We start from the raw sequence: 19,769 nt of genomic DNA on the forward strand, positions 1-19,769 counted from the left end.
TTCCATGAATTCGCGCATTCCTGACCGTTAGACTGTCCGGCATGGCTCGAACTGGCAAAGGCGAAGACCCGATCGCTGAGCGCAACGACGGTGGATCGGCACCGAACCCCGTGTGGTTCCTGCCCATCATGATCGGCCTCATGCTCATCGGCCTCGTGTGGGTGCTGGTGTTCTACCTCAGCAACTCGCAGTTCCCCATCCCGGGCATCGGCCCGTGGAACCTGGTCATCGGTTTCGGAATCGCCTTCGTCGGCTTCCTCATGACCACGAAGTGGCGCTGACTTACACGCGTGTAATTCATCCCCACCTGTGGATGGGACTGTGGATAACTCTCAGACGTACGCCAGGGCCGGGATCACCAGCAGGGCGAGAAGAACGACGCTGAGCGTCACCAGCAGACCGATCTGCACCCCGCGCTGACGCGGTGCGCGCGTGCGCGAGTAGATGAGGCCGACCAGGGCCCCGGCGATGAGACCACCCAGGTGCGCCTGCCACGAGATGCCCACGGCAGCCAGCGACGCCGGGAAGCTGCCCGAGCCGATCGCGTCGATCCCCGCCACCACGAACGGCCAGGCGAAGTTGATCGCGATGAGGATCGCGATCACGCGGATGTCGGCGCCGATGTGGCGCCCGATCACCAGCAGCGCCCCGAACAGGGCGAAGATCGCACCCGACGCTCCGACCGTCCACACGCCGGGCGCGAGCAGCGCCACGGCGACGGATCCGCCGATCGTGCCGATCAGGTAGAGGGCCAGGAACCGGGCGCGTCCGAGCATCGGCTCGAGGCTGCGGCCGATGAACCACAGCGCGAGCATGTTGAGGGCGATGTGGAAGAAGCCGCTGTGCACGAGAGAGACCGTGAGCAGTCGCCACGGCTGGATGACGCCCAGCTCGGGAATGAGGAAGACGCTGTTGAACGCGAGGAACTGCGTGAGGATCGAGCCCACCCCGGGGATCAACCCGATGATGTAGGTCAATCCCGTGATCGCGATGATCCCGAGCGTCATACGGGGGCGATCGGTCGAGAGCGCCATCGCGGGGCGAGACGCCCATCGACGCTGCGCTTTCTTCTGCGCGGGGGTCTGCTGAGCGCGCTGCTCGGCCATGCACTCCGGGCAGATGACGCCGACGGCGGCGGGTGTCCGACATTCCGAGCACACGGTGCGCATGCACCGCTGGCACAGCACGAAGCTCTGCCGGTCCGGATGCCGGTAACAGAAGTTGTCGCTGTTGCGACGGAACTCGTCGGTCGTGGACACCCGCCGTCGTCCGAGCGTCAGACGGCGACGACGTCGACCGAGTGCAGCACGACGTCTGCCTTCGGCCGGTCCTGCGCGCCGGTGGGAACTGCGGCGATCTCGTCGACGACGGCCTTGGAAGCCTCGTCGGCGACCTCGCCGAAGATGGTGTGCTTGCCCTGCAGCCACGGAGTGGGGTCGGTCGTGATGAAGAACTGCGAGCCGTTGGTGCCCTCGGCCTGACCGGTGATGGCGTTGCGGCGCAGACCGGCGTTGGCCATGGCCAGCTTGTAGGGCTGCGTGAAGTCGAGCTCGGGGTGGATCTCGTCGTTGAAGTTGTATCCCGGGCCGCCGATGCCCTGACCGAGCGGGTCGCCGCCCTGGATCATGAAGTTGGGGATGATGCGGTGGAAGACGACGTCCTTGTAGAGGGGACCTTCGCCCTTCGCCCCGGTCGCCGGGTTCGTCCACTCCTGCGAACCATCGGAGAGCCCGATGAAGTTGCGGACGGTGCGCGGCGCGTGGTCGCCGAACAGGTTGACGACGATGTCGCCGTGGTTGGTGTGCAGGGTCGCGACGGCGGTGTGGTTGGCCATGGGTACATTCTCTCAGAGTTATCTGCAAGGGTCGGCGGTGCCGGCGGCCCGTTCTGGCAAGATGAACGAACGTACATCCCATCGACAGGGAGGATGAGCCGTGGGCCTCAGCCGCAAGAGCAAGAAGGAACTGCGCAAGCTCCAGAAGCACGCCGCCAAGGTGTGGGAGTCGCAGCAGGTGCTGCTGGGCGAGAGTGGGAAGGTCGCTCGCGAAGCCGGCCACCAGCTCGGTCGCTTCAGCCGTGAAGACCTCGTCCCCGCCGTGCAGGACGGCTACGGCAAGTACGCCGCTCCGTACGTGGACAAGACCGTCAAGGGCACGAACCGCTTCCTCAGCCACAAGGTCGTTCCCGCGGCCGGTGCTGTGGTCGGCGGAGCGATGTCGGTGTGGGACGCCGCGGGCGACACCCGTGACCGCATCGCCAAGGGCAAGGGCTTCGAGCTCGACACCCACAAGTACGCCAAGCGTGCCGAGAAGTACGGCAAGCAGGCGTCCAAGCGCCTGTCGAAGAAGCTTCCCTCGCAGCACGACGGCATCGGTGCCGGTGGCGTGATCGCCATCATCCTCGGTCTCGTCGCCGCCGCGGGCGTCGCGTACGCCGCGTGGCAGACGCTGCGCGCCGACGACGAGCTGTGGGTTGCCGACGACCCGCTGCGCGCGCCGGACGCGTGAGCGACCCCACCATCAGAGTCAGAGAGGCCGCGCTCGCGCGCGGCCTCTCTGTCGATGTGCGCGAGCGCCCCGCCGCCTCGAGCCTCGACGAGGCCGCCGAGCTCCTCGGCATCCCTTCGGCATCGATCGTCAAGACGCTCGTGGTGAAGCGCTCCGACGACACGTACCTGTTCGCCCTGGTGCCCGGTGACCGGGCGATCTCGTGGGCGAAGCTCCGCGCCGTGGTGGGGGTCAACAAACTCCGCCTGCCCGAACCCGAGCTCGCCCTGGCGGCGACCGGCTACGAGCGCGGCACGATCGTGCCCATCGGCAGCACCACGGCATGGCCCGTCTACGCCGATGAGCGCATCGTCGGCACCCGCATCGCCATGGGTGCCGGCGCGCACGGCTACAGCCTGTTCGTCGACGCCGACGACCTCATCGCCGCCTACGGCGCGACCGTCGCCGACATCACGGTCGACCGCGCCTGACGATCAGGTGGGCAGAAGCCCCGCCATGCGCAGCGCCACGTCGACCAGCTGAACGCGACGGAGCTTGCGGGCCTCCGCGAGGGTGAACCACTCCGCGCGATCGGTCGAGCCGTCGGTCTCGTCCCTCAGGCGACCACCGACGACGTGCGTTCGATAGACGATCCGCAAGGCGTGCAGCGGCCCCTCGGAATCGTGGGCCAACCGTGCCTCGGCCGGGATGACCCGGGAATGAATGCCGAGCAGCTCGTCGATCGCGACGCGGAACCCCGTCTCTTCGCGGACCTCCCGGCGAACGGCCCGGGCGGGATCCTCGCCGGGCTCGAGACCGCCTCCGGGGAGCGTCCACGCGGGCCGTCTACCGTCGATCCAGTGCGCGAGCAGTACACGGCCGTCGGCGTCGGTCACGACGGCGTACGCGGCGACCCGCATGTCCATGACGTGACTCTAGCGAGCGCCGGGGCACGAATGTCGCGGGGCAAAGACGAAAGCCGGCCCGAAGGCCGGCTTTCGTTTCGCGGTTGTGGAGCCTAGGAGATTCGAACTCCTGACATCCTGCTTGCAAAGCAGGCGCTCTACCAGCTGAGCTAAGGCCCCGCGAGGGAAGGGGTGGGGCTACCAGGACTTGAACCTGGGACCTCTTCATTATCAGTGAAGCGCTCTAACCGCCTGAGCTATAGCCCCGTCTCGCTGACGTGATGTCAACCTCGAAGACTTTACCGGATTCGCGAGGTTTTGACGAATCGACGTCAGTTGGAGGTGAAGCCGACGAGCAGGCCGCCGGTCACCTTCACCGCGAGGTTGTAGATGCCTGCCATGACGGCGCCGAGCACCGTCACCACGACCAGGTTGAGGATCGCCACGATCGCGGCGAACGCCATGACCTGGGGCAGACCGATGTACTGCGAGAGCGTCGCCCCACCGTCGGTGAAGCTGGTGAAGAACTCATCGAGCTTCGACAGCAGCGTCGCCGAGACAACCAGGTAGATGAGGAAGTACGAGACCACCGTGACGATGGCCAGGGCGACCGCCACCAGGAACGACAGCTTCACCGCCGACCAGAAGTCGATGTAGACCAGGCGCAGACGCACCTGCTTCGCAGGGGTCTTGTGAGTCGACTTTTTGGCGAGCTTGTCGGCTACCGTGCTCATGCGTCAGTACTTTCCTCGGGGGTGTCGGAAGGGGAGGCGCTGGCCTCGTCCGCGGGTGAAGCGGCGGGCTCAGTGGTCGTCTCCGTCGTCTCGGCGAGGTTCCGCTCGGCGTTGCGCGCGATCGCGATGATCTTGTCATCGCCTCCGGCGCGAGCGAAGACGACACCCATGGTGTCGCGTCCCTTGGCGGGCACCTCGGCCACGCTGGAGCGTACCACCTTGCCGCTGGCAAGAACCACAAGGACCTCGTCGCCCTCGGACACCATCATTCCGCCCGCGAGCACCCCGCGATCGTCGGTCAGACGGGCCACCTTGATGCCCAGGCCACCGCGGTTCTGCATGCGGTATTCGGTGACCGCGGTGCGCTTGGCGTAGCCGCCTTCGGTCACCACGAAGACGAATTCGTCGTCCTTGGCGACGGATGCCGAGAGCAGGCTGTCGCCCTCGCGGAAGTCCATCCCCTTCACGCCCGAGGTCGACCGACCCATGGGGCGCAGCGCGTTGTCGGTGGCGGAGAATCGCAGCGACATGCCGAGGCGGCTGATGAGGAGGATGTCGTCGCCCTCGTCGACGAGCATGGCGCTGACGAGCTCGTCGGCGCCGCCCTGCTCGGCGTCGTCGCCCTCGTCGGAGGTCTGACCTCGCAGCTTGATGGCGATGACGCCGCCCTGACGGTTGGTGTCGTACTCCTCGAGGCGGGTCTTCTTGACCAGACCGCCCCGCGTCGCGAGCACGAGGTAGGTCGCGACCTGGTAGTCGCGGATGTCGAGGATCTGCGCGATCTCCTCGTCGGGCTGGAGCGCCAGCAGGTTGGCGACGTGCTGACCCTTGGCGTCGCGCCCGGCCTCGGGCACCTCGTACGCCTTGGAGCGGTACACGCGCCCCTTGTTCGTGAAGAACAGCAGCCAGTGGTGCGTCGTGGTGACGAAGAAGTGCTCGACCACGTCGTCGGCGCGCAGCTGCGCACCCTTCACGCCCTTGCCGCCGCGGTGCTGCGAGCGGTAGTTGTCGCTGCGCGTGCGCTTGATGTAGCCGTCGCGGGTGACGGTGACGACCATCTCCTCTTCGGCGATGAGGTCTTCGATCGAGACGTCGCCGTCGAACCCGTGCAGGATCTCGGTGCGACGGTCGTCGCCGAAGCGGTCGACGATCGCCGTGAGCTCGTCGCGGATGATCGTGCGCTGGCGGGCGGGGGTGGCGAGGATGTCGTTGTAGTCCGCGATGCGGGCCTCGAGCTCGGTGGCCTCGTCGACGATCTTCTGGCGCTCGAGGGCAGCGAGACGACGCAGCTGCATGTCGAGGATCGCCTGCGCCTGGATGTCGTCGATATCGAGGAGCTTCTGCAGACCCTCGTTGGCATCCTGAGCCGTCGGCGAGCGACGGATGAGCGCGATGACCTCGTCGAGCGCGTCGAGCGCCTTCAGGTAGCCGCGCAGGATGTGCATGCGCTCTTCGGCCTTGCGAAGGCGGTAGCGCGTGCGCCGGACGATGACCTCGACCTGGTGGTCGATCCACAGGCTGATGAAGCCGTCGAGCGAGAGCGTGCGCGGCACGCCGTCGACGATCGCCAGCATGTTGGCGCCGAAGTTCTCCTGCAGCTGCGTGTGCTTGTAGAGGTTGTTCAGCACGACCTTGGCGACCGCATCGCGCTTGAGCACGACGACCAGGCGCTGACCGGTACGGCCCGAGCTCTCGTCGCGAATGTCGGCGACACCGGTGATCTTGCCCTCGCGGGCGAGGTCGCCGATCTTGACCGCGACGTTGTCGGGGTTGACCTGGTACGGCAGCTCGGTGATCACGAGACACGTGCGGCCCTGGATCTCCTCGATGTTGACCACCGCGCGCATCGTGATCGAGCCGCGACCGGTGCGGTAGGCGTCCTTGATGCCGCGCGTGCCCAGGATCTGGGCGCGCGTGGGGAAGTCGGGGCCGGGGATGCGCTCCATGAGCGCCTCGAGCAGCTCTTCGCGCGTGGCATCCGGGTTCTCGAGAGCCCACAGGGCACCGCTCGAGACCTCACGCAGGTTGTGCGGCGGGATGTTCGTCGCCATACCGACGGCGATGCCCACCGAACCGTTGACCAGCAGGTTCGGGAAGCGCGCGGGCAGGACCGTGGGCTCCTGCGTCTGGCCGTCGTAGTTGTCCTCGAAGTCGACGGTCTCTTCTTCGATGTCGCGCACCATCTCGAGCGCGAGCGGGGCCATCTTGGTCTCGGTGTAACGCGGGGCGGCGGCGCCCTGGTTTCCGGGAGAGCCGAAGTTGCCCTGACCGAGCGCCAGCGGGTAGCGCAGCGACCAGGGCTGCACGAGACGCACGAGGGCGTCGTAGATCGGGGCGTCACCGTGCGGGTGGTAGTGCCCCATGACCTCGCCCACGACACGGGCGCACTTCGAGAACGACTTGTCGGGGCGGAAGCCGCCGTCGTACATGCCGTAGATCACACGGCGGTGCACGGGCTTGAGGCCGTCGCGCACGTCGGGCAGGGCGCGCCCGACGATGACGCTCATCGCGTAGTCGAGGTAACTCCGCTGCATCTCGAGCTGCAGGTCGACCTGGTCGATCTTGCCGTGGTTGTGGGCGCCTTCTTCGCGCGCTTCGGCGGGCTCGGGAGTGGTGTCGTCAGCCATGTCTTCTCAGTTTCGTGAATACGTCGGAGCGAGATCTGTCGTGCGGATCAGATGTCGAGGAAGCGGACGTCTTTGGCGTTGCGCTGGATGAAGCTGCGTCGCGACTCGACGTCTTCTCCCATGAGCACCGAGAAGATCTCGTCCGCCGAGGCGGCGTCGTCGATGGTCACCTGCTTCAGCGTGCGGGTCTCGGGGTCCATCGTGGTCTCCCACAGCTCGTGGTCGTTCATCTCGCCGAGACCCTTGTAACGCTGGATGCCGTTGTCTTTGGGGATGCGGCGTCCGGAGGCCTGACCGTCGACGAGCATCGCGTCGCGCTCGCGGTCGCTGTAGGCGTACTCGTGCGGGTGGTTCGACCACTTCAGGCGGTACAGCGGGGGCTGCGCGAGATAGACGAAGCCCGCCTCGATGAGACCGCGCATGTAGCGGAAGAGCAGGGTCAGCAGGAGCGTGGTGATGTGCTGGCCGTCGACGTCGGCATCGGCCATCAGCACGATCTTGTGGTACCGCGCCTTGGCCATGTCGAAGTCTTCGCCGATGCCCGTGCCGAAGGCCTGGATCATCGCCTGGACCTCTTTGTTGCCCAGGGCGCGGTCGAGGCGCGCGCGTTCGACGTTGAGGATCTTGCCGCGCAGCGCCAGGATCGCCTGCGTGTGCGGGTCGCGCCCCTGCACGGCCGAGCCGCCGGCGGAGTCACCCTCGACGAGGAAGATCTCGCTGATCGAGGGGTCTTTCGAGGTGCAGTCCTTGAGCTTGTCGGGCATCGCGGCCGACTCGAAGACGCTCTTGCGACGCGCGGTCTCGCGCGCCTTGCGGGCGGCCAGACGAGCGGTCGCGGCGTCGATCGCCTTGCGGATGATGTTCTTCGCCTGCGCGGGGTTGCGGTCGAACCAGTCGCCGAGCTTGTCGCCGACGACCTTCTGCACGTAGGCGCGGGCCTCGGTGTTGCCGAGCTTGGTCTTGGTCTGACCCTCGAACTGCGGCTCCGACAGCTTGACCGAGATGACGGCGGTGAGACCCTCGCGGATGTCGTCGCCGGTGAGGTTGTCGTCCTTCTCCTTGAGCAGGTTGTTCGCGCGCGCGTAGCGGTTGACGAGCGTCGTCAGCGCCGCGCGGAAGCCCTCTTCGTGCGTGCCACCCTCGTGCGTGTTGATGGTGTTCGCGTAGGTGAAGACGTTCTCGGTGTACGCCGTCGTCCACTGCATCGCCAGCTCGAGCGCAATCTTGCGCTCGGTGTCCTCGGACTCGACCTCGATGATCTCGTCGTTGACCACGTCGGCCTTGCGCACGCGGTTGAGGTGCTCGACGTAGTCGACGAGACCGCGCTCGTAGAGGAACGAGTCGTAGCGCGCGCCGGTGACCTCTTCACCGGGTTCGCCCTCGGTGATCACCGACTGCGGACGCTCGTCGCGCAGGCTGATGCGCAGCCCCTTGTTGAGGAACGCCATCTGCTGGAAGCGCGTACGCAGCGTGTCATAGTCGAAGTCGACGGTGTCGAAGATCGTGGCATCCGGCCAGAACGTGATCGTCGTGCCGGTCGCGTCGCTCTCTTCTCCCTGCGCGAGGGGGGCGAGGGGCACACCGCCGTCGCGGAACGACTGACGCCAGACGTGACCCTGACGCTTGACCTCGACCTCGAGGCGCGTCGAGAGCGCGTTGACGACCGACGAGCCGACGCCGTGCAGACCGCCCGAGACCGCGTAGCCGCCGCCGCCGAACTTGCCGCCGGCGTGGAGGACGGTGAGCACGACCTCGACGGTCGACTTGCCCTCGGTGCGGTGCATGTCGACCGGGATGCCGCGGCCGTTGTCGACCACGCGGACGGCGCCGTCGGCGAGGATCGTCACATCGATCGTGTCGCAGTACCCGGCGAGGGCCTCATCGACCGAGTTGTCGACGATCTCCTGCACGAGGTGGTGCAGGCCGCGCTCACCGGTGGAACCGATGTACATGCCGGGACGCTTGCGGACCGCCTCGAGACCTTCGAGCACCTGGATGGCGTCTGCCCCGTACTCGTTGGGAACCTTCTTGCTGGTCGCTTCGGGTTCCTCGGAAACGCTGTCGGGGTTTTCGGACGTCATGGGTACGCGCGCTCCAGATCGATTCGTCGGAATCTCCATCCTATCGCGGAAGGGCCCTCGAAATGGCTTGTACGCCCCTACGCGGCGATAAATCGCGCCGAGCCGGGATCGACCATGGCTCAACCGTAGGTATCGCGCGGACCGCGGCCTGGAACGGCTCTGGGCCCCCATTTCCACGAGGGGACGTCGGGCCCTACGAAGCGGATCGCCTCGACACCCGCCTCGGGGTAGCGCCGAATGATCTCCGACAGGATGTGCGCGCGCATGAGCTGGAGCTGTTTCGCCCATGCGGTGGAGTCGGCCTGGACCGTGAGGGTGCCGTTGTCGAGCGCGACCGGGCGGGTGTGCGCGGCAGTGTCGGCACCGGCGACCTCGTCCCAGGTGCGCACGAGGTCTTCGCGCGAGAGCTGCGGCTCCCAGCCGGCGGACTGCGTCAGCGCCGACAGCACATCGCCGAGGCCGCGGGGGTCGCGCCCGGGAGTGAAAGGAGCGTTCTCCCCGTCGTCGGAACGACGGCGCTTCTTCTTCTTGCGATACGGAGACGGCTCGAGACCACGCAAGCGAAGATAGGTCGCCATCGTCTCGGGGAGCTCCGCCTCGTCAGACATGATCCTGCTCCTGGATCTCGCCGGCCTCGACGCGCACGACGTGCGCACGCAGCGCATCGGGCACGTCTTCTTCGACCGCGGAGGTGACGATGACCTGCTCGTAGCCGCCGGCCAGCTCGGCCAGGCGCGTGCGCCGGCCCGCGTCGAGTTCGGCGAAGACGTCGTCGAGGATCAGCACGGGGTCGCCCAGGCGCGACTCGGCGCGCAGGAGTTCGGCGGAGGCCAGTCGCAGCGACAGCGCGACCGACCACGACTCTCCGTGCGAGGCGTACCCCTTCACCGGCAGACCCCGCACCTGCAGCACGAGGTCGTCGCGGTGGGGACCGACGAGCGTGAGACCGCGCTCGAGCTCGGCGGAGCGACGGGCGGCGAGGGCGGCGCGGAACTGGTCGGCGAGAGGAGCCGATGATCCGCCCGCGTCGACGGCGTCGCCTTCTTCGGGGTCGCCGCCGCCCACCGACAGCGCCCACGACAGACGGGGGTCGTGATCGGCGCCGGCGATCGCCGCGTAGGCGCGGGCCAGAGGGGCGGAGAGATCGGATGCCAGCGCCAGCCGCGCCTCGATCACCTCGGTGCCGAGCGAGACGAGCTTGTCGTCCCACACGTCGAGCGTGCTGAGAGCGTCGCCGCGGATGCCACGCGCCCTGGCCGACTTCAACAGAGCGCTGCGCTGGCGGAGCACGCGGTCGTAGTCGGCGAGCACGGCCGACATGCGAGGAGACCGCTGCACGATCAGCTGATCGGCGAAACGGCGTCGGGCAGACGGGTCGCCGCGCACGATCTGCAGGTCTTCGGGGGCGAAGAGCACGACCTGGGCGTAGCGCGGCAGTTCGGTGGTGCGCACGTTGACCCCGTTGACGCGGGCCTTGTTCGCCCCTTGGCGGTTGAGCTGGAGCTCGAGCAGCACGCTGCGCTCACCGTGGGCGAGTCGGGCGCGCACGATCGCGGCATCCGCCCCGTCACGCACCATCGGGGCGTCGTTCGATACGCGGTGCGAACCCAGCGTGGCGAGATAGGCCACGGCCTCGACGAGGTTCGTCTTTCCTTGACCGTTGCGCCCGATGAAGACGTTCGCGCCGGGCGAGAGCGAGACATCGGCTTCCGCGTAATTGCGGAAGTCCTTCAGTCCGAGCTGCTCCACGATCACCGAGTCAGACTACCCGTCACCTCCGACACCGCCGGGGTCGTGGCGTTCGCGGCTCAGCGCAGCAGCAGGTTCGGCTGCAGCAGGTACTTGAACGAGCCCTCGCCGCCCTTGTCGACCGAGGTCTGCGGGGTGACCAGCACGGGGCTGAGCTTGTTCGCGTTGTCGCTCGAGGTGAACGTGATGCGCGTGAACTCGCTGCGTACCGCTCCGAGCGACTCGAGCAGGTACTGCGGGTTGAGTCCGAGGGTCACCTCGTCGCCGACGAGCGTGGCGTCGACCGACTCGGTCGCACGCGCCTGCTCGGTGCCCGAGGCGTCCATCGACACTCCGTCGGGTCCGAAGGTGAAGCGCAGCGGCGCCGACCGGTCGAGCACGAGGGCGACGCGACGCACGGCCTCTTGCAGCTCAGCGGTGTTGACGACGCTGTGGTGTTCGGTCTGCGCGGGGAACAGGCGACGCACGGGCGGGAAGTTGCCCTTGATCAGCAGCGAGGTCACCGTCTTGTTGCCCGACGAGAACGCGATGATCTCGCGGTCGCCCGAGCCCGAGAACGCGATGGAGATGTCGCCGCCGTGCGCGAAGGTCTTACCGACCTCCTGCAGGGTGCGGGCCGGCACGAGGGCGGAGGTGGGCTCGTCGGATGCCGTGGCGCCGCCGTCCCAGGGGATCTCGCGCAGCGCGACGCGGTAGCGGTCGGTGGCGACCAGGCTCAGACGCGTACCGGTGACCTCGAGCTGCACGCCGGTGAGGACCGGGGTGACGTCGTCGCGCGACGCGGCGAAGGCGACCTGCGCGATGGCCGTGGCGAACTCGTCGGCCGGCACGAGGCCGGACTCGCCGGAGACCTCGGGGATGGCCGGGTATTCCTGCACGGGCATCGACGCGAGCGTGAACCGCGCGGAACCGCACGTCAGCAAGATGCCGCCGTCGTCGTCGACCGCGATCTGGATCGGGGCGTTCGGCAGACGGCTCGCGATGTCGCTGAGGAGGCGGCCGTGAACGAGGATCGTGCCCGGCTCGTCGACCGTGGCCTCGATCGTCGTGCGTGCGGATGCTTCGTAGTCGAAGGCCGCGAGGGTGAGCCCCTGCTCGCCGGCCTCGATGAGCACACCGGCCAGGATCGGCTGCGGATTGCGCTGAGGCAGGAGCTTGACCACGAACGAGACGGCTTCGCTGAACACATCGCGATTGACGTGGAACTTCACGGACGCTCCCTTGACGGCGGGTATGGCTTACCCATGCTAGTGCCCCACTCGCATCGACCCATCGAGGCCCGACCGCACCACGAGGTCATCGAATGACCCTTAACGAAGAGATGGAGTCTTCATCTTGTTAACAGCTGTGGAGAGTGTGGATAACTTCCGACACGCTTGTTAACAGCAGGGATCGCGGCGGTTGTTAACTGTGGACTCGCTGCGGACCGCCTGTGTTGTTAACACGATCCCGGATGCGGGCTCCTGACGCCCGTCCACAGCCTCTCGGCGCGTCCTACACATCTCATCCGCAGCAATCGGGAGTTATCCACAGGTTTTCCACACTGTGTAGAACCGTGTCGAAAAGTGCCTCCGAGGGGCGTTCAGCCCCGGAATCACGCGGGAAAACGCGAAAAGGGTCCGCCGCGGATGCGGACGGACCCTTCACGGGAGAGAGGCGCTCAGCGCATACGGCCGAGCTGGCTTGTGATCTCCGAGACCTGGTTGAAGATCGATCGACGCTCCTTCATGAGGTCGCTGATCTTCTTGTAGGCGTACATCACGGTGGTGTGATCGCGGTTGCCGAAGAGCTGGCCGATCTTGGGCAGCGACAGGCTCGTGCGTTCGCGGCACAGGTACATGGCGATCTGTCGAGCCGTCGCCACGGCCTGCGAACGACTCGAGCCGTACAGGTCGTCGACCGACAGTTTGAAGTACTGCGCCGTGGCCGTGATGATGTCGGTCGGCGAGATGACGTTGGCGTCGTCCTGGTCGATGATGTCGCGCAGCACGGTCTGGGCGAGCGACATGTCGAGGGTCGAGCGGTTCAGGCTCGCGAACGCCGAGACGCGGATCAGTGCGCCCTCGAGCTCGCGGATGTTCGACGACACCACGGTGGCGATGTACTCGAGGACGTCGTCGGGGATGAGCAGCCGTTCGCTCTGCGCCTTCTTGCGGAGGATCGCGATGCGCGTCTCGAGGTCGGGCGCCTGCACGTCGGTGATCAGACCCCACTCGAAGCGGCTGCGCATGCGGTCTTCGAAGCCCGTCAGCTGCTTCGGCGGCAGATCGCTCGTGATGACGACCTGCTTGTCGTGATCGTGCAGCGTGTTGAACGTGTGGAAGAAGGCTTCCTGCGTCTCGGCGCGACCCTGGAGGAACTGGATGTCGTCGATCAGCAGGATGTCGACGTCGCGGTATCGCGCCTGGAACGCCGAGCCGCGGTTGTTCGCGATCGAGTTGATGAAGTCGTTCGTGAACTCTTCGCTCGAGACGTATCGGACCCGAATGCCGGCGTACATACTCGCGGCGTAGTCGCCGATGGCGTGGAGCAGGTGGGTCTTGCCCAGGCCCGAGTCGCCGTAGATGAAGAGCGGGTTGTACGCCTTCGCCGGCGCCTCGGCCACGGCGACGGCTGCCGCATGCGCGAAACGGTTGGACTGACCGATCACGAAGTTGTCGAAGGTGTATTTCGGGTTGAGCCGGGTGTCGTTGCGCGAGGCCGGGACGATCGGCTCGGGCGCCTGATCGATCACGGGGGAATGCCCGGCGGTGGGGGCCGTCGCGGACGCCCGTGTCTCGGCCGGCGCGGGCGACGAGGGGGAACTGTGGTGCGAGTCTCCGATGTCGGGGTTCACCACGACGCGGAAGGTGCTGACCTCGGGATCGGTCCCCTGCACCTGCGCGAGGGCTTCGAGGATCGGCGCGCGCATGCGCTTGTTGAACTGCGCCGCGGTGAGATCGTTCGGGACGTCCAGGTACAGGGTGCCGCCCATCACTCCCTGCGGTACGGCCAGATTGAGGAAGCCGTGGAGCTGCGGGGTGACGCGGTCGTCGGTGAGAAGATGGTCCAGCACGGTCGACCAGACAGGTACATCCGGGAGCTCGTGCAGAGACATGTCCCCTCCGGGATCTTGACGCGACGGGTGATCGACGTGTCGCGTCGAACCTGTGGATAACTTCCGGGGCCACGCTAGTTCGCGGCTCTCGCGGAGCAAAATCCACTGTAGAGGCCGGTCGCGTGTCTTTGCCACGGTTGTGGACAACGCTTGGGGATAATGAGCGGTCGGCTTCCCGGTTTGAGTTAACGCCGCGCGCGACGTAGCCTTAGTCGGTTGACTTATGCCTATACGGCAGTCCCGACCCCGTCCCCGGCAGAAGAGCATCGGGCGACACCACCTCCGGAGTGACCCATGAGCAAGCGCACCTTCCAGCCCAACAACCGCCGCCGCGCCAAGAAGCACGGCTTCCGTGCCCGCATGCGTACGCGTGCCGGCCGCGGCATCCTCGCGGCCCGCCGCGCCAAGGGCCGTACCGAGCTCTCGGCCTGATAGACCCGGTGCTCGCGAAGCCGAACCGACTCACCCGCGGATCGGACTACAAAGCCACAGTCCGACGGGGCTCTCGGTGTGCCGGAGCGCACACCGTGACCTACGTCGGAACGTCGGCTGAGACCGATTCGCCCCGCTTCGGCTTCATCGTGAGCCGACAGGTCGGCTCCGCGGTCACCCGCAACACCATTCGCCGCCGCCTCAAAGCGGTGTGCGCCGAGGCGCTCCCGTCCATCCGCGGGGGCGCCTCGATCGTCATCCGAGCACTTCCGTCGGCCGCGACCGCTGATTATGCGACGCTCCGAGCCGACGTGGTGCGGTGTCTCGAACGAAAAGCATCGGCATGAGCGCTTCGACACTGCCGACCTCGGCGACCGGGGCGGCCCACCTGACCGGTGACGGGGTCGTGGCATCCATCCCCCTCCTCCCCCGTAACGCAGGGCTCGCCCTGCTCCATGCATATCGAGCGACGATCTCGCACGTCTACGGCGATGTGTGCAAGTACTACCCGTCCTGCTCCGCCTATTCGGTGGGCGCCGTGCAGCAGCACGGACTCGTGAAGGGCATCGCGTTCACCGCGGCCCGTCTCGCACGCTGTCATCCCTGGGCTCAGGGTGGCATCGACGACGTCCGTCCTCATCGGGCCTTCCGCCACGAACTCACTCGGCACGGTTTCGTCGTGCCCGCCCGAAAGGACTGATCGTGCAATTCGATCTCATTGGGACCATCCTCTGGCCACTGAAATGGATGGTCGAGCTCGTGCTGGTGGGCTGGCACGCGCTCTTTACCGCGGTCGGGCTCGCTCCCGCCGCCGGCCTCACATGGGTGCTGTCCATCGTCGGACTCGTGCTCATCGTGCGTGCCGCCCTCATCCCGCTCTTCGTGAAGCAGATCAAGAGCCAGCGCAAGATGATGGAGATTGCTCCTGAGCTGCGCAAGGTGCAGGAGAAGTACAAGGGCAAGCGCGACCAGCTCTCTCGCGAGGCGATGAGCCGCGAGACGATGGCCCTGTACAAGAAGCACGGCACGACGCCCGTCTCGAGTTGCCTCCCGCTGCTCGTGCAGATGCCCATCTTCTTCGCGCTGTTCAGCGTGCTGAACGACGTCTCCAAGCACGCCGCCGTCGGTCAGGGTGGTGTGGGTCTGCTCACGCCTGAGCTGACGACGGAGTTCTACGACGCCCGCCTGTTCGACGTGGCATCCATGCACGTGAACCTCGTCACCGCGTGGGGTCAGTCCGATGGACAGGTCACCGTGGCGATCCTGCTGACGCTCGTCGTGCTCATGATCGCGTCGCAGTTCTTTACGCAGCTGCAGATCATTTCGAAGAACCTGTCGCCCGAGGCCAAGACCGGTCAGGCGTACCAGATGCAGAAGATCATGCTCTACATCCTGCCGCTGGCCTTCATCTTCTCGGGTGTCTTCTTCCCGCTCGGAGTCGTCATCTACTGGTTCGTCAGCAACCTGTGGACGATGGTGCAGCAGTTCGTCGTCATCCGCGAGATGCCCACTCCCGGCTCCGACGCCGCCAAGGCCCGCGAGGAGCGTCTCGCACGCAAGGGCAAGGCGATCGACTCGTCGGGCAAGGTCGTGCCGATCGAGAAGTACGAGGCCGAGCAGCAGCGTCTGTTCGAAGAGGCCGAGAAGGCCCGCGCCACCCAGCCGAAGCGCCAGCAGCCGGTGGGCAAGCAGCGCGCCAAGAAGCAGCAGTCCGCCAAGAATCCCGGCACCGGTGGTGCGTCGGGCTCCTCCTCCCCCGCCTGACCCACGGAGATCACGATGACGACGTCCGATCAGATCGCCCCCGACCAGACCGCCGCCACCGAGGAGCAGCTCGAGCAGGAAGGCGACATCGCCGCCGACTACCTCGAGGGCCTGCTCGACATCGCCGACATCGACGGCGACCTGGCGCTCGACGTGCGCGCCGGCCGTGCCTACGTGTCGGTCGAAGCCGACGACGTGTCGGCGCTCTCGGCGCTCTCGCACCCCGACACCGTGCAGGCGTTGCAGGAGCTGACGCGCCTCGCGGTGCAGAGCTCGACCGGACGCTTCTCGCGCTTGATCCTCGACATCGGCGGCTCCCGCGACGCACGCCAGCGTCAGCTCGAGACGCTCGTCGACCGAGCGATCACGCGCCTCGAAGAGGGAGCCTCCCAGGCATCGCTGCCGGCGATGTCGAGCTACGAGCGCAAGCTGGTGCACGACATCGCGGCCGACCGGGGGTACTCCTCCGAGTCGTTCGGCGAGGGTGCCGACCGGCACACTGTGCTGCGACGCGGCTGAGCGGGTATGGCGGAGCAACTCGAGACGGAGCCGGATGCCGCGGCGACGCTGTTCGGCGACCGGATCGACCTCGCGCGGCGGTTCGCCGAGAACCTCGCCGTCCATGGTGAGGAGCGTGGCCTCATCGGTCCGCTCGAGGTTCCTCGGCTGTGGACGCGCCACATTCTGAACAGTGCGATCGCCGCCCCGTTCTTCTCGGGGCGCGCGGTCGATGTGGGTTCAGGCGCCGGCTTGCCCGGGCTCGTTCTGGCCATCGCACGACCCGACGTCGAGTGGACGCTCATCGAGCCCATGGAGCGCCGCACGGCGTGGCTGACGGAGCAGGTGTCGGAGTTGGGGCTGTCGAACGTTTCTGTCGCCCGCATGCGGGGCGAGGAGTGGGCTGAGGGCCGGGTCTTCGATGTCGCGACGGCGCGCGCCGTGAGCGCTCTGCGGACGCTCCTGCCGTTCACCGCTCCCCTCGTACGCCCGGGCGGTCGGCTCGTCTTCCTGAAGGGCGCCAACGTCGGTGCCGAGGTCGAGGCTGCGGCCAAGCAGGTGCGCAAATTCGGCCTGCAGGACGTGACGGTCGAGATCGTGGGCGAAGGTCTGCTCGATGAGCCCACGCGCGTGTTCCTGGCCACGGTCTCACGCTGACGCGGGGCGACTCACCGTCCTCTCGCCGCGTGAGATGGGCTGAGCGCTCGGATCGAGGCTCTCGAGGAGCACACCGAACGCCTCGTCTGCGCGGTCCACGTCTGCCGTGGCGTCGATGTCGAGGATCAAACCCCGGATGACGGCGAGCACGAGCGTCGCCGACTCGGCTCGATCGATTGTGGCGAGGCCGGCTTCGAGCGGCTGCAGCCAGTCGGTCGTGGCCTTGGCGCGAAAGCCCGGCCACAGCGAGGTGTCGTGCTGCTCGGTCAGCTGGCCGAACATCCGCAGAAACGGCTGCGCCCGGGGGCCGGTCATGGCCACCCACGCGCGCGCGAGCGTGGAGGCGTACGACTCCCCCGGAACAACGCTGAACAACGCTGCGAAGTACTCGAGGTGGCGTTGACGTGCCCGGCGAAGAACGGCACGCAGGAGCTCGTCGCGGGTGCCGAAGTGGTACAGCAACATCCGCGCCGATGTTCCCGTCGCGTCGACGAATGGCTGCAGACGGTCCGGCAGGCCGTGCTCCAGGGCGTGGTCGGCGCACCTGTCGAGAAGGTGTTCCGAGATGTCGGGTTGCTTCGGTCGTCCCACGTGTCGATAGTTTCATGTAATGATCAGTACGTCTATTCCGGCGCGCGAGGGTGCACGCGGGTGTGATTCGCGTTGTGTGTATTGCCGAGCGCTGGGATGCGGTGGAGAAGGGCGGCGGCGATCGAACCCCGTTCCCGTGCAGGAGCGCGCGGAGTCACAACGGACGCGACCGCTTGGAGTTGTGTGGCGAACCAGCGCGGACCGATCGATGCGCTGACGGTGAGCGCCCACACTCTTCGTTCACGGCGTTACCGGCTCGACGACGAACAGGTCGTCGGAAGCTCTTCAAGTGGGCCCGTCATGCGCGGAGGCCGGGAGTCATCTCCACGATTCGTGCTGTGGTGGAGGTGTTCACTTCTTCGCGAATGGGGATCGGCGAGCGTCGCGCGACGGACTCTGCCAGGGGCACGGTGGCAGGTGAGGCAAGGGCACTCGACAGGTGCGAAGATCAGTCGCTTATGGAGTACACGGGGCACGACGTGTTACTCGAGGTGCTGGCGGGTGCGTCGAGTCGATTCTCCTCGCAGTCCGCTGCCTTCCAACGACGGGGCGACGCGCGCGGGATGGTGCGGCGTGGGCTCCCCGGCATTCGTCTGTGGCGGGGCCGGAACGCATCCAGGTATGTAGCCAGGTCCTGCGGAGAGGTCTGACCGATCCGCTCACCCCTCGGGGCGGTACCGGCGGGACGCGCCGCGTTCCGACGCGACAATCGCTCGATGGGGAGGCCACGTCGAAACAGGCCCGCGGCGAGCCGCAAGGAGGACGTGACGAGCGTGAGGCGCTTTCCAAAGGCCCCGTGTCTCGGGCTGCGCCGGAGCAGCTCCGTTTCACGTGAAACCTCGTGCCCCACGAAGCGCGTAAGAGGTTCGAGACCTCGCGATCGAGACCACCTACGCCGAGGCAGTCTTGCCCGTGAATCCGACTGATTGACCTGTGCGCGCTGGGGATGCCGACGGAGTGCGTCCGTCCCTACGCCAGGTTTGCAGAGTCTGTCCGTGATGCGTGCGTGCGATCCGCGCTCATCCGACGTCGGCGCCGCTCCTCCCCCAACGTGGATGGTCTGCGTCGCTATTCAGGCACCTGCCGGGTGCCGCTTCTGATGGCCGGTCGCAGCCCATGGTCGTGGCCACTCGATGTGCCACTACCGGGGGCCTCCGGCGACGGGGGGGGGGGGGGCTTGTCGAGACACCTCATCGTCGCCTCGCTCGAGGTCGCCGCCCTGGTCGCCCATAGTGAGCAGGGCTGCGAGGTCCTCCCCCGCTCTGCTCAGCAGCATCCCTGCCCGAGCCGGGATGAGCATGGCATGGATGAGGTGCGTGCGTTTCGCAGATGGGTGGGAGCGTCGACGGGTGCTGCGCTGTTAAGAACGCTGCCTAATGCGTCGACCTGGTGAGTCCATCTGTTTCACGTGAAACACTCGTTACCGCGCCCCGCGGCGGTGGCAGCGGCAGGATTGACGCGCGGGTGCTGATTCGGCGATCACGTGAACGCCATTCCCTGGTGACGTGGGACAGCGCGGACCTGAGGTCTGGAGGCCGTTGGCTTGAGGCACGGTGTCGGCCACACCTCGCAGATCGAGTCTTGGGTGAGGTCTCATCACAGCAGGGTTGCATGGCGCGACCTGACAAGCTCGCCATCGTGGATGGGCCGTTTCGAGCGGGTTGGGAGGCACTCGAACGGTCTCGAGCCGCGGGTCGCCGATCCGGCATGGTCTTAGATCGATACACGCCAAGCCGGGCGCGCGCCAGTCCGTGGATCCGTCAGTTGTGGCAGTTCCCCTGTCCTGATCGCCGAGGAGAAACGCGTCCGAACGAGGGGCACTCGAACTGCTCGGACCGCATACCCGCCTGAATGACAACGCGTGAAACAGTTCACACGCCCCTTTCGAAGGATGCACCCCGTGGCCTTCCGCACGGCGTGCCCCAATCCGGTGAGGTCGTTAGAACGCCAGCCGGTCGCGCGGACGATATCCCGCCACGAGGCACACAGTTTGCCGTGGCGTGGGGGGTATCGAAGCCGGCGCCTCGATCAGCCTGTTTCACGTGAAACATCCGTCTGCGACAGTCAGCCGTCGTCCAGCACCGGAGCGGTCGCGCGCGGCGATGTTGTGAGCGGCATCGCGCTGAAGCCACCCCCACCGCTGCGCCG

At 66.8% G+C, this 19,769-nt stretch carries 20 protein-coding genes and 2 tRNA genes; 9 read left to right on the plus strand and 13 right to left on the minus strand.

Going from position 1 to position 19,769, the window contains the following annotated elements; genetic code table 11:
- The first annotated feature begins 41 nt into the window (after positions 1-41).
- Positions 42-281 carry a cell division protein CrgA gene (locus FS769_RS06405; RefSeq protein ID WP_144830902.1) on the plus strand — a complete coding sequence of 80 codons (240 nt, stop codon included), beginning with the start codon at positions 42-44 and terminating at the stop codon, positions 279-281.
- 51 nt (positions 282-332) lie between these two features.
- Here FS769_RS06405 and FS769_RS06410 read toward each other — a convergent pair whose 3' ends face one another.
- Positions 333-1,259 (minus strand): rhomboid family intramembrane serine protease, encoded by a 927-nt coding sequence (locus FS769_RS06410; RefSeq protein ID WP_230703935.1) that lies wholly within the window; start codon positions 1,257-1,259, stop codon positions 333-335.
- 17 nt (positions 1,260-1,276) lie between these two features.
- Positions 1,277-1,834 carry a peptidylprolyl isomerase gene (locus FS769_RS06415; protein ID WP_144830905.1) on the minus strand — a complete coding sequence of 186 codons (558 nt, stop codon included), beginning with the start codon at positions 1,832-1,834 and terminating at the stop codon, positions 1,277-1,279.
- 100 nt (positions 1,835-1,934) lie between these two features.
- On the opposite strand from FS769_RS06415, the gene FS769_RS06420 reads away from it, so the two are divergent.
- Both FS769_RS06420 and FS769_RS06425 read left to right on the plus strand, forming a co-directional pair.
- Positions 1,935-2,507, plus strand: coding sequence for a DNA helicase (locus FS769_RS06420; RefSeq protein ID WP_144830908.1), 573 nt, complete (start codon positions 1,935-1,937; stop codon positions 2,505-2,507).
- Positions 2,504-2,977, plus strand: coding sequence for an aminoacyl-tRNA deacylase (locus tag FS769_RS06425; RefSeq protein ID WP_144830911.1), 474 nt, complete (start codon positions 2,504-2,506; stop codon positions 2,975-2,977). The genes FS769_RS06420 and FS769_RS06425 overlap by 4 nt, the downstream gene beginning before the upstream one ends.
- A gap of 3 nt (positions 2,978-2,980) precedes the next feature.
- Here the strand turns inward: FS769_RS06425 and FS769_RS06430 are convergent, their stop codons facing one another.
- From FS769_RS06430 to dnaA, 10 genes are all read right to left on the minus strand, one after another.
- Positions 2,981-3,412 (minus strand): NUDIX hydrolase, encoded by a 432-nt coding sequence (locus FS769_RS06430; protein WP_144830914.1) that lies wholly within the window; start codon positions 3,410-3,412, stop codon positions 2,981-2,983.
- An 86-nt stretch (positions 3,413-3,498) separates the two neighbouring features.
- Positions 3,499-3,571 (minus strand) — tRNA-Ala (locus FS769_RS06435).
- Positions 3,572-3,584: 13 nt separating this feature from the next.
- Positions 3,585-3,658 (minus strand) — tRNA-Ile (locus FS769_RS06440).
- A gap of 65 nt (positions 3,659-3,723) precedes the next feature.
- Positions 3,724-4,125 (minus strand): DUF3566 domain-containing protein, encoded by a 402-nt coding sequence (locus tag FS769_RS06445; RefSeq protein WP_144830917.1) that lies wholly within the window; start codon positions 4,123-4,125, stop codon positions 3,724-3,726.
- The gene (gyrA, locus tag FS769_RS06450) at positions 4,122-6,752 is read right to left on the minus strand and encodes a DNA gyrase subunit A (protein WP_144830920.1); all 2,631 of its coding nucleotides are present in this window, start codon (positions 6,750-6,752) and stop codon (positions 4,122-4,124) included. The genes FS769_RS06445 and gyrA overlap by 4 nt, the downstream gene beginning before the upstream one ends.
- Positions 6,753-6,799: 47 nt before the next feature.
- Positions 6,800-8,833 (minus strand): DNA topoisomerase (ATP-hydrolyzing) subunit B, encoded by a 2,034-nt coding sequence (gene gyrB, locus FS769_RS06455; protein ID WP_144830923.1) that lies wholly within the window; start codon positions 8,831-8,833, stop codon positions 6,800-6,802.
- A 119-nt stretch (positions 8,834-8,952) separates the two neighbouring features.
- Positions 8,953-9,441, minus strand: coding sequence for a DUF721 domain-containing protein (locus tag FS769_RS06460; RefSeq protein WP_144830925.1), 489 nt, complete (start codon positions 9,439-9,441; stop codon positions 8,953-8,955).
- Positions 9,434-10,588: a DNA replication/repair protein RecF gene (gene recF, locus FS769_RS06465; protein WP_144830928.1), complete on the minus strand. Its 1,155-nt coding sequence runs from the start codon at positions 10,586-10,588 to the stop codon at positions 9,434-9,436. The genes FS769_RS06460 and recF overlap by 8 nt, the downstream gene beginning before the upstream one ends.
- Positions 10,589-10,641: 53 nt before the next feature.
- Positions 10,642-11,793, minus strand: a complete 1,152-nt coding sequence (gene dnaN, locus FS769_RS06470; protein ID WP_144830931.1) for a DNA polymerase III subunit beta — start codon at positions 11,791-11,793, stop codon at positions 10,642-10,644.
- 449 nt (positions 11,794-12,242) lie between these two features.
- A complete protein-coding gene (dnaA, locus tag FS769_RS06475; protein ID WP_144830933.1) occupies positions 12,243-13,679 on the minus strand; it encodes a chromosomal replication initiator protein DnaA in 1,437 nt (478 codons plus the stop codon).
- Between the two features lie 294 nt (positions 13,680-13,973).
- On the opposite strand from dnaA, the gene rpmH reads away from it, so the two are divergent.
- Genes rpmH through rsmG form a run of 6 tightly spaced genes read left to right on the plus strand, consistent with a single transcriptional unit; the run spans position 13,974 to position 17,030 of the window.
- Positions 13,974-14,111 carry a 50S ribosomal protein L34 gene (gene rpmH / locus FS769_RS06480; RefSeq protein WP_013584598.1) on the plus strand — a complete coding sequence of 46 codons (138 nt, stop codon included), beginning with the start codon at positions 13,974-13,976 and terminating at the stop codon, positions 14,109-14,111.
- 8 nt (positions 14,112-14,119) lie between these two features.
- Complete coding sequence (rnpA, locus tag FS769_RS06485) at positions 14,120-14,458, plus strand: ribonuclease P protein component (RefSeq protein WP_144830964.1); 339 nt, start codon at positions 14,120-14,122, stop codon at positions 14,456-14,458.
- Positions 14,455-14,811 carry a membrane protein insertion efficiency factor YidD gene (gene yidD / locus FS769_RS06490; RefSeq protein ID WP_144830967.1) on the plus strand — a complete coding sequence of 119 codons (357 nt, stop codon included), beginning with the start codon at positions 14,455-14,457 and terminating at the stop codon, positions 14,809-14,811. Before rnpA ends, yidD begins: the two co-directional genes overlap by 4 nt.
- A gap of 2 nt (positions 14,812-14,813) precedes the next feature.
- On the plus strand, positions 14,814-15,875 hold the full coding sequence (yidC, locus tag FS769_RS06495) for a membrane protein insertase YidC (protein ID WP_144830970.1): 1,062 nt from the start codon (positions 14,814-14,816) through the stop codon (positions 15,873-15,875).
- 15 nt (positions 15,876-15,890) lie between these two features.
- A complete protein-coding gene (locus FS769_RS06500; protein WP_144830973.1) occupies positions 15,891-16,394 on the plus strand; it encodes a R3H domain-containing nucleic acid-binding protein in 504 nt (167 codons plus the stop codon).
- A gap of 6 nt (positions 16,395-16,400) precedes the next feature.
- On the plus strand, positions 16,401-17,030 hold the full coding sequence (gene rsmG / locus FS769_RS06505; protein ID WP_144830975.1) for a 16S rRNA (guanine(527)-N(7))-methyltransferase RsmG: 630 nt from the start codon (positions 16,401-16,403) through the stop codon (positions 17,028-17,030).
- Here the strand turns inward: rsmG and FS769_RS06510 are convergent.
- Positions 17,022-17,621: a TetR/AcrR family transcriptional regulator gene (locus tag FS769_RS06510; RefSeq protein WP_144830978.1), complete on the minus strand. Its 600-nt coding sequence runs from the start codon at positions 17,619-17,621 to the stop codon at positions 17,022-17,024. The two genes, rsmG and FS769_RS06510, sit on opposite strands and share 9 nt — an antisense overlap.
- Positions 17,622-19,769: the final 2,148 nt, after the last annotated feature.

The organism is Microbacterium sp. BH-3-3-3 (assembly GCF_007679045.1).
In the GTDB taxonomy this organism is placed as follows: domain Bacteria; phylum Actinomycetota; class Actinomycetes; order Actinomycetales; family Microbacteriaceae; genus Microbacterium; species Microbacterium algihabitans.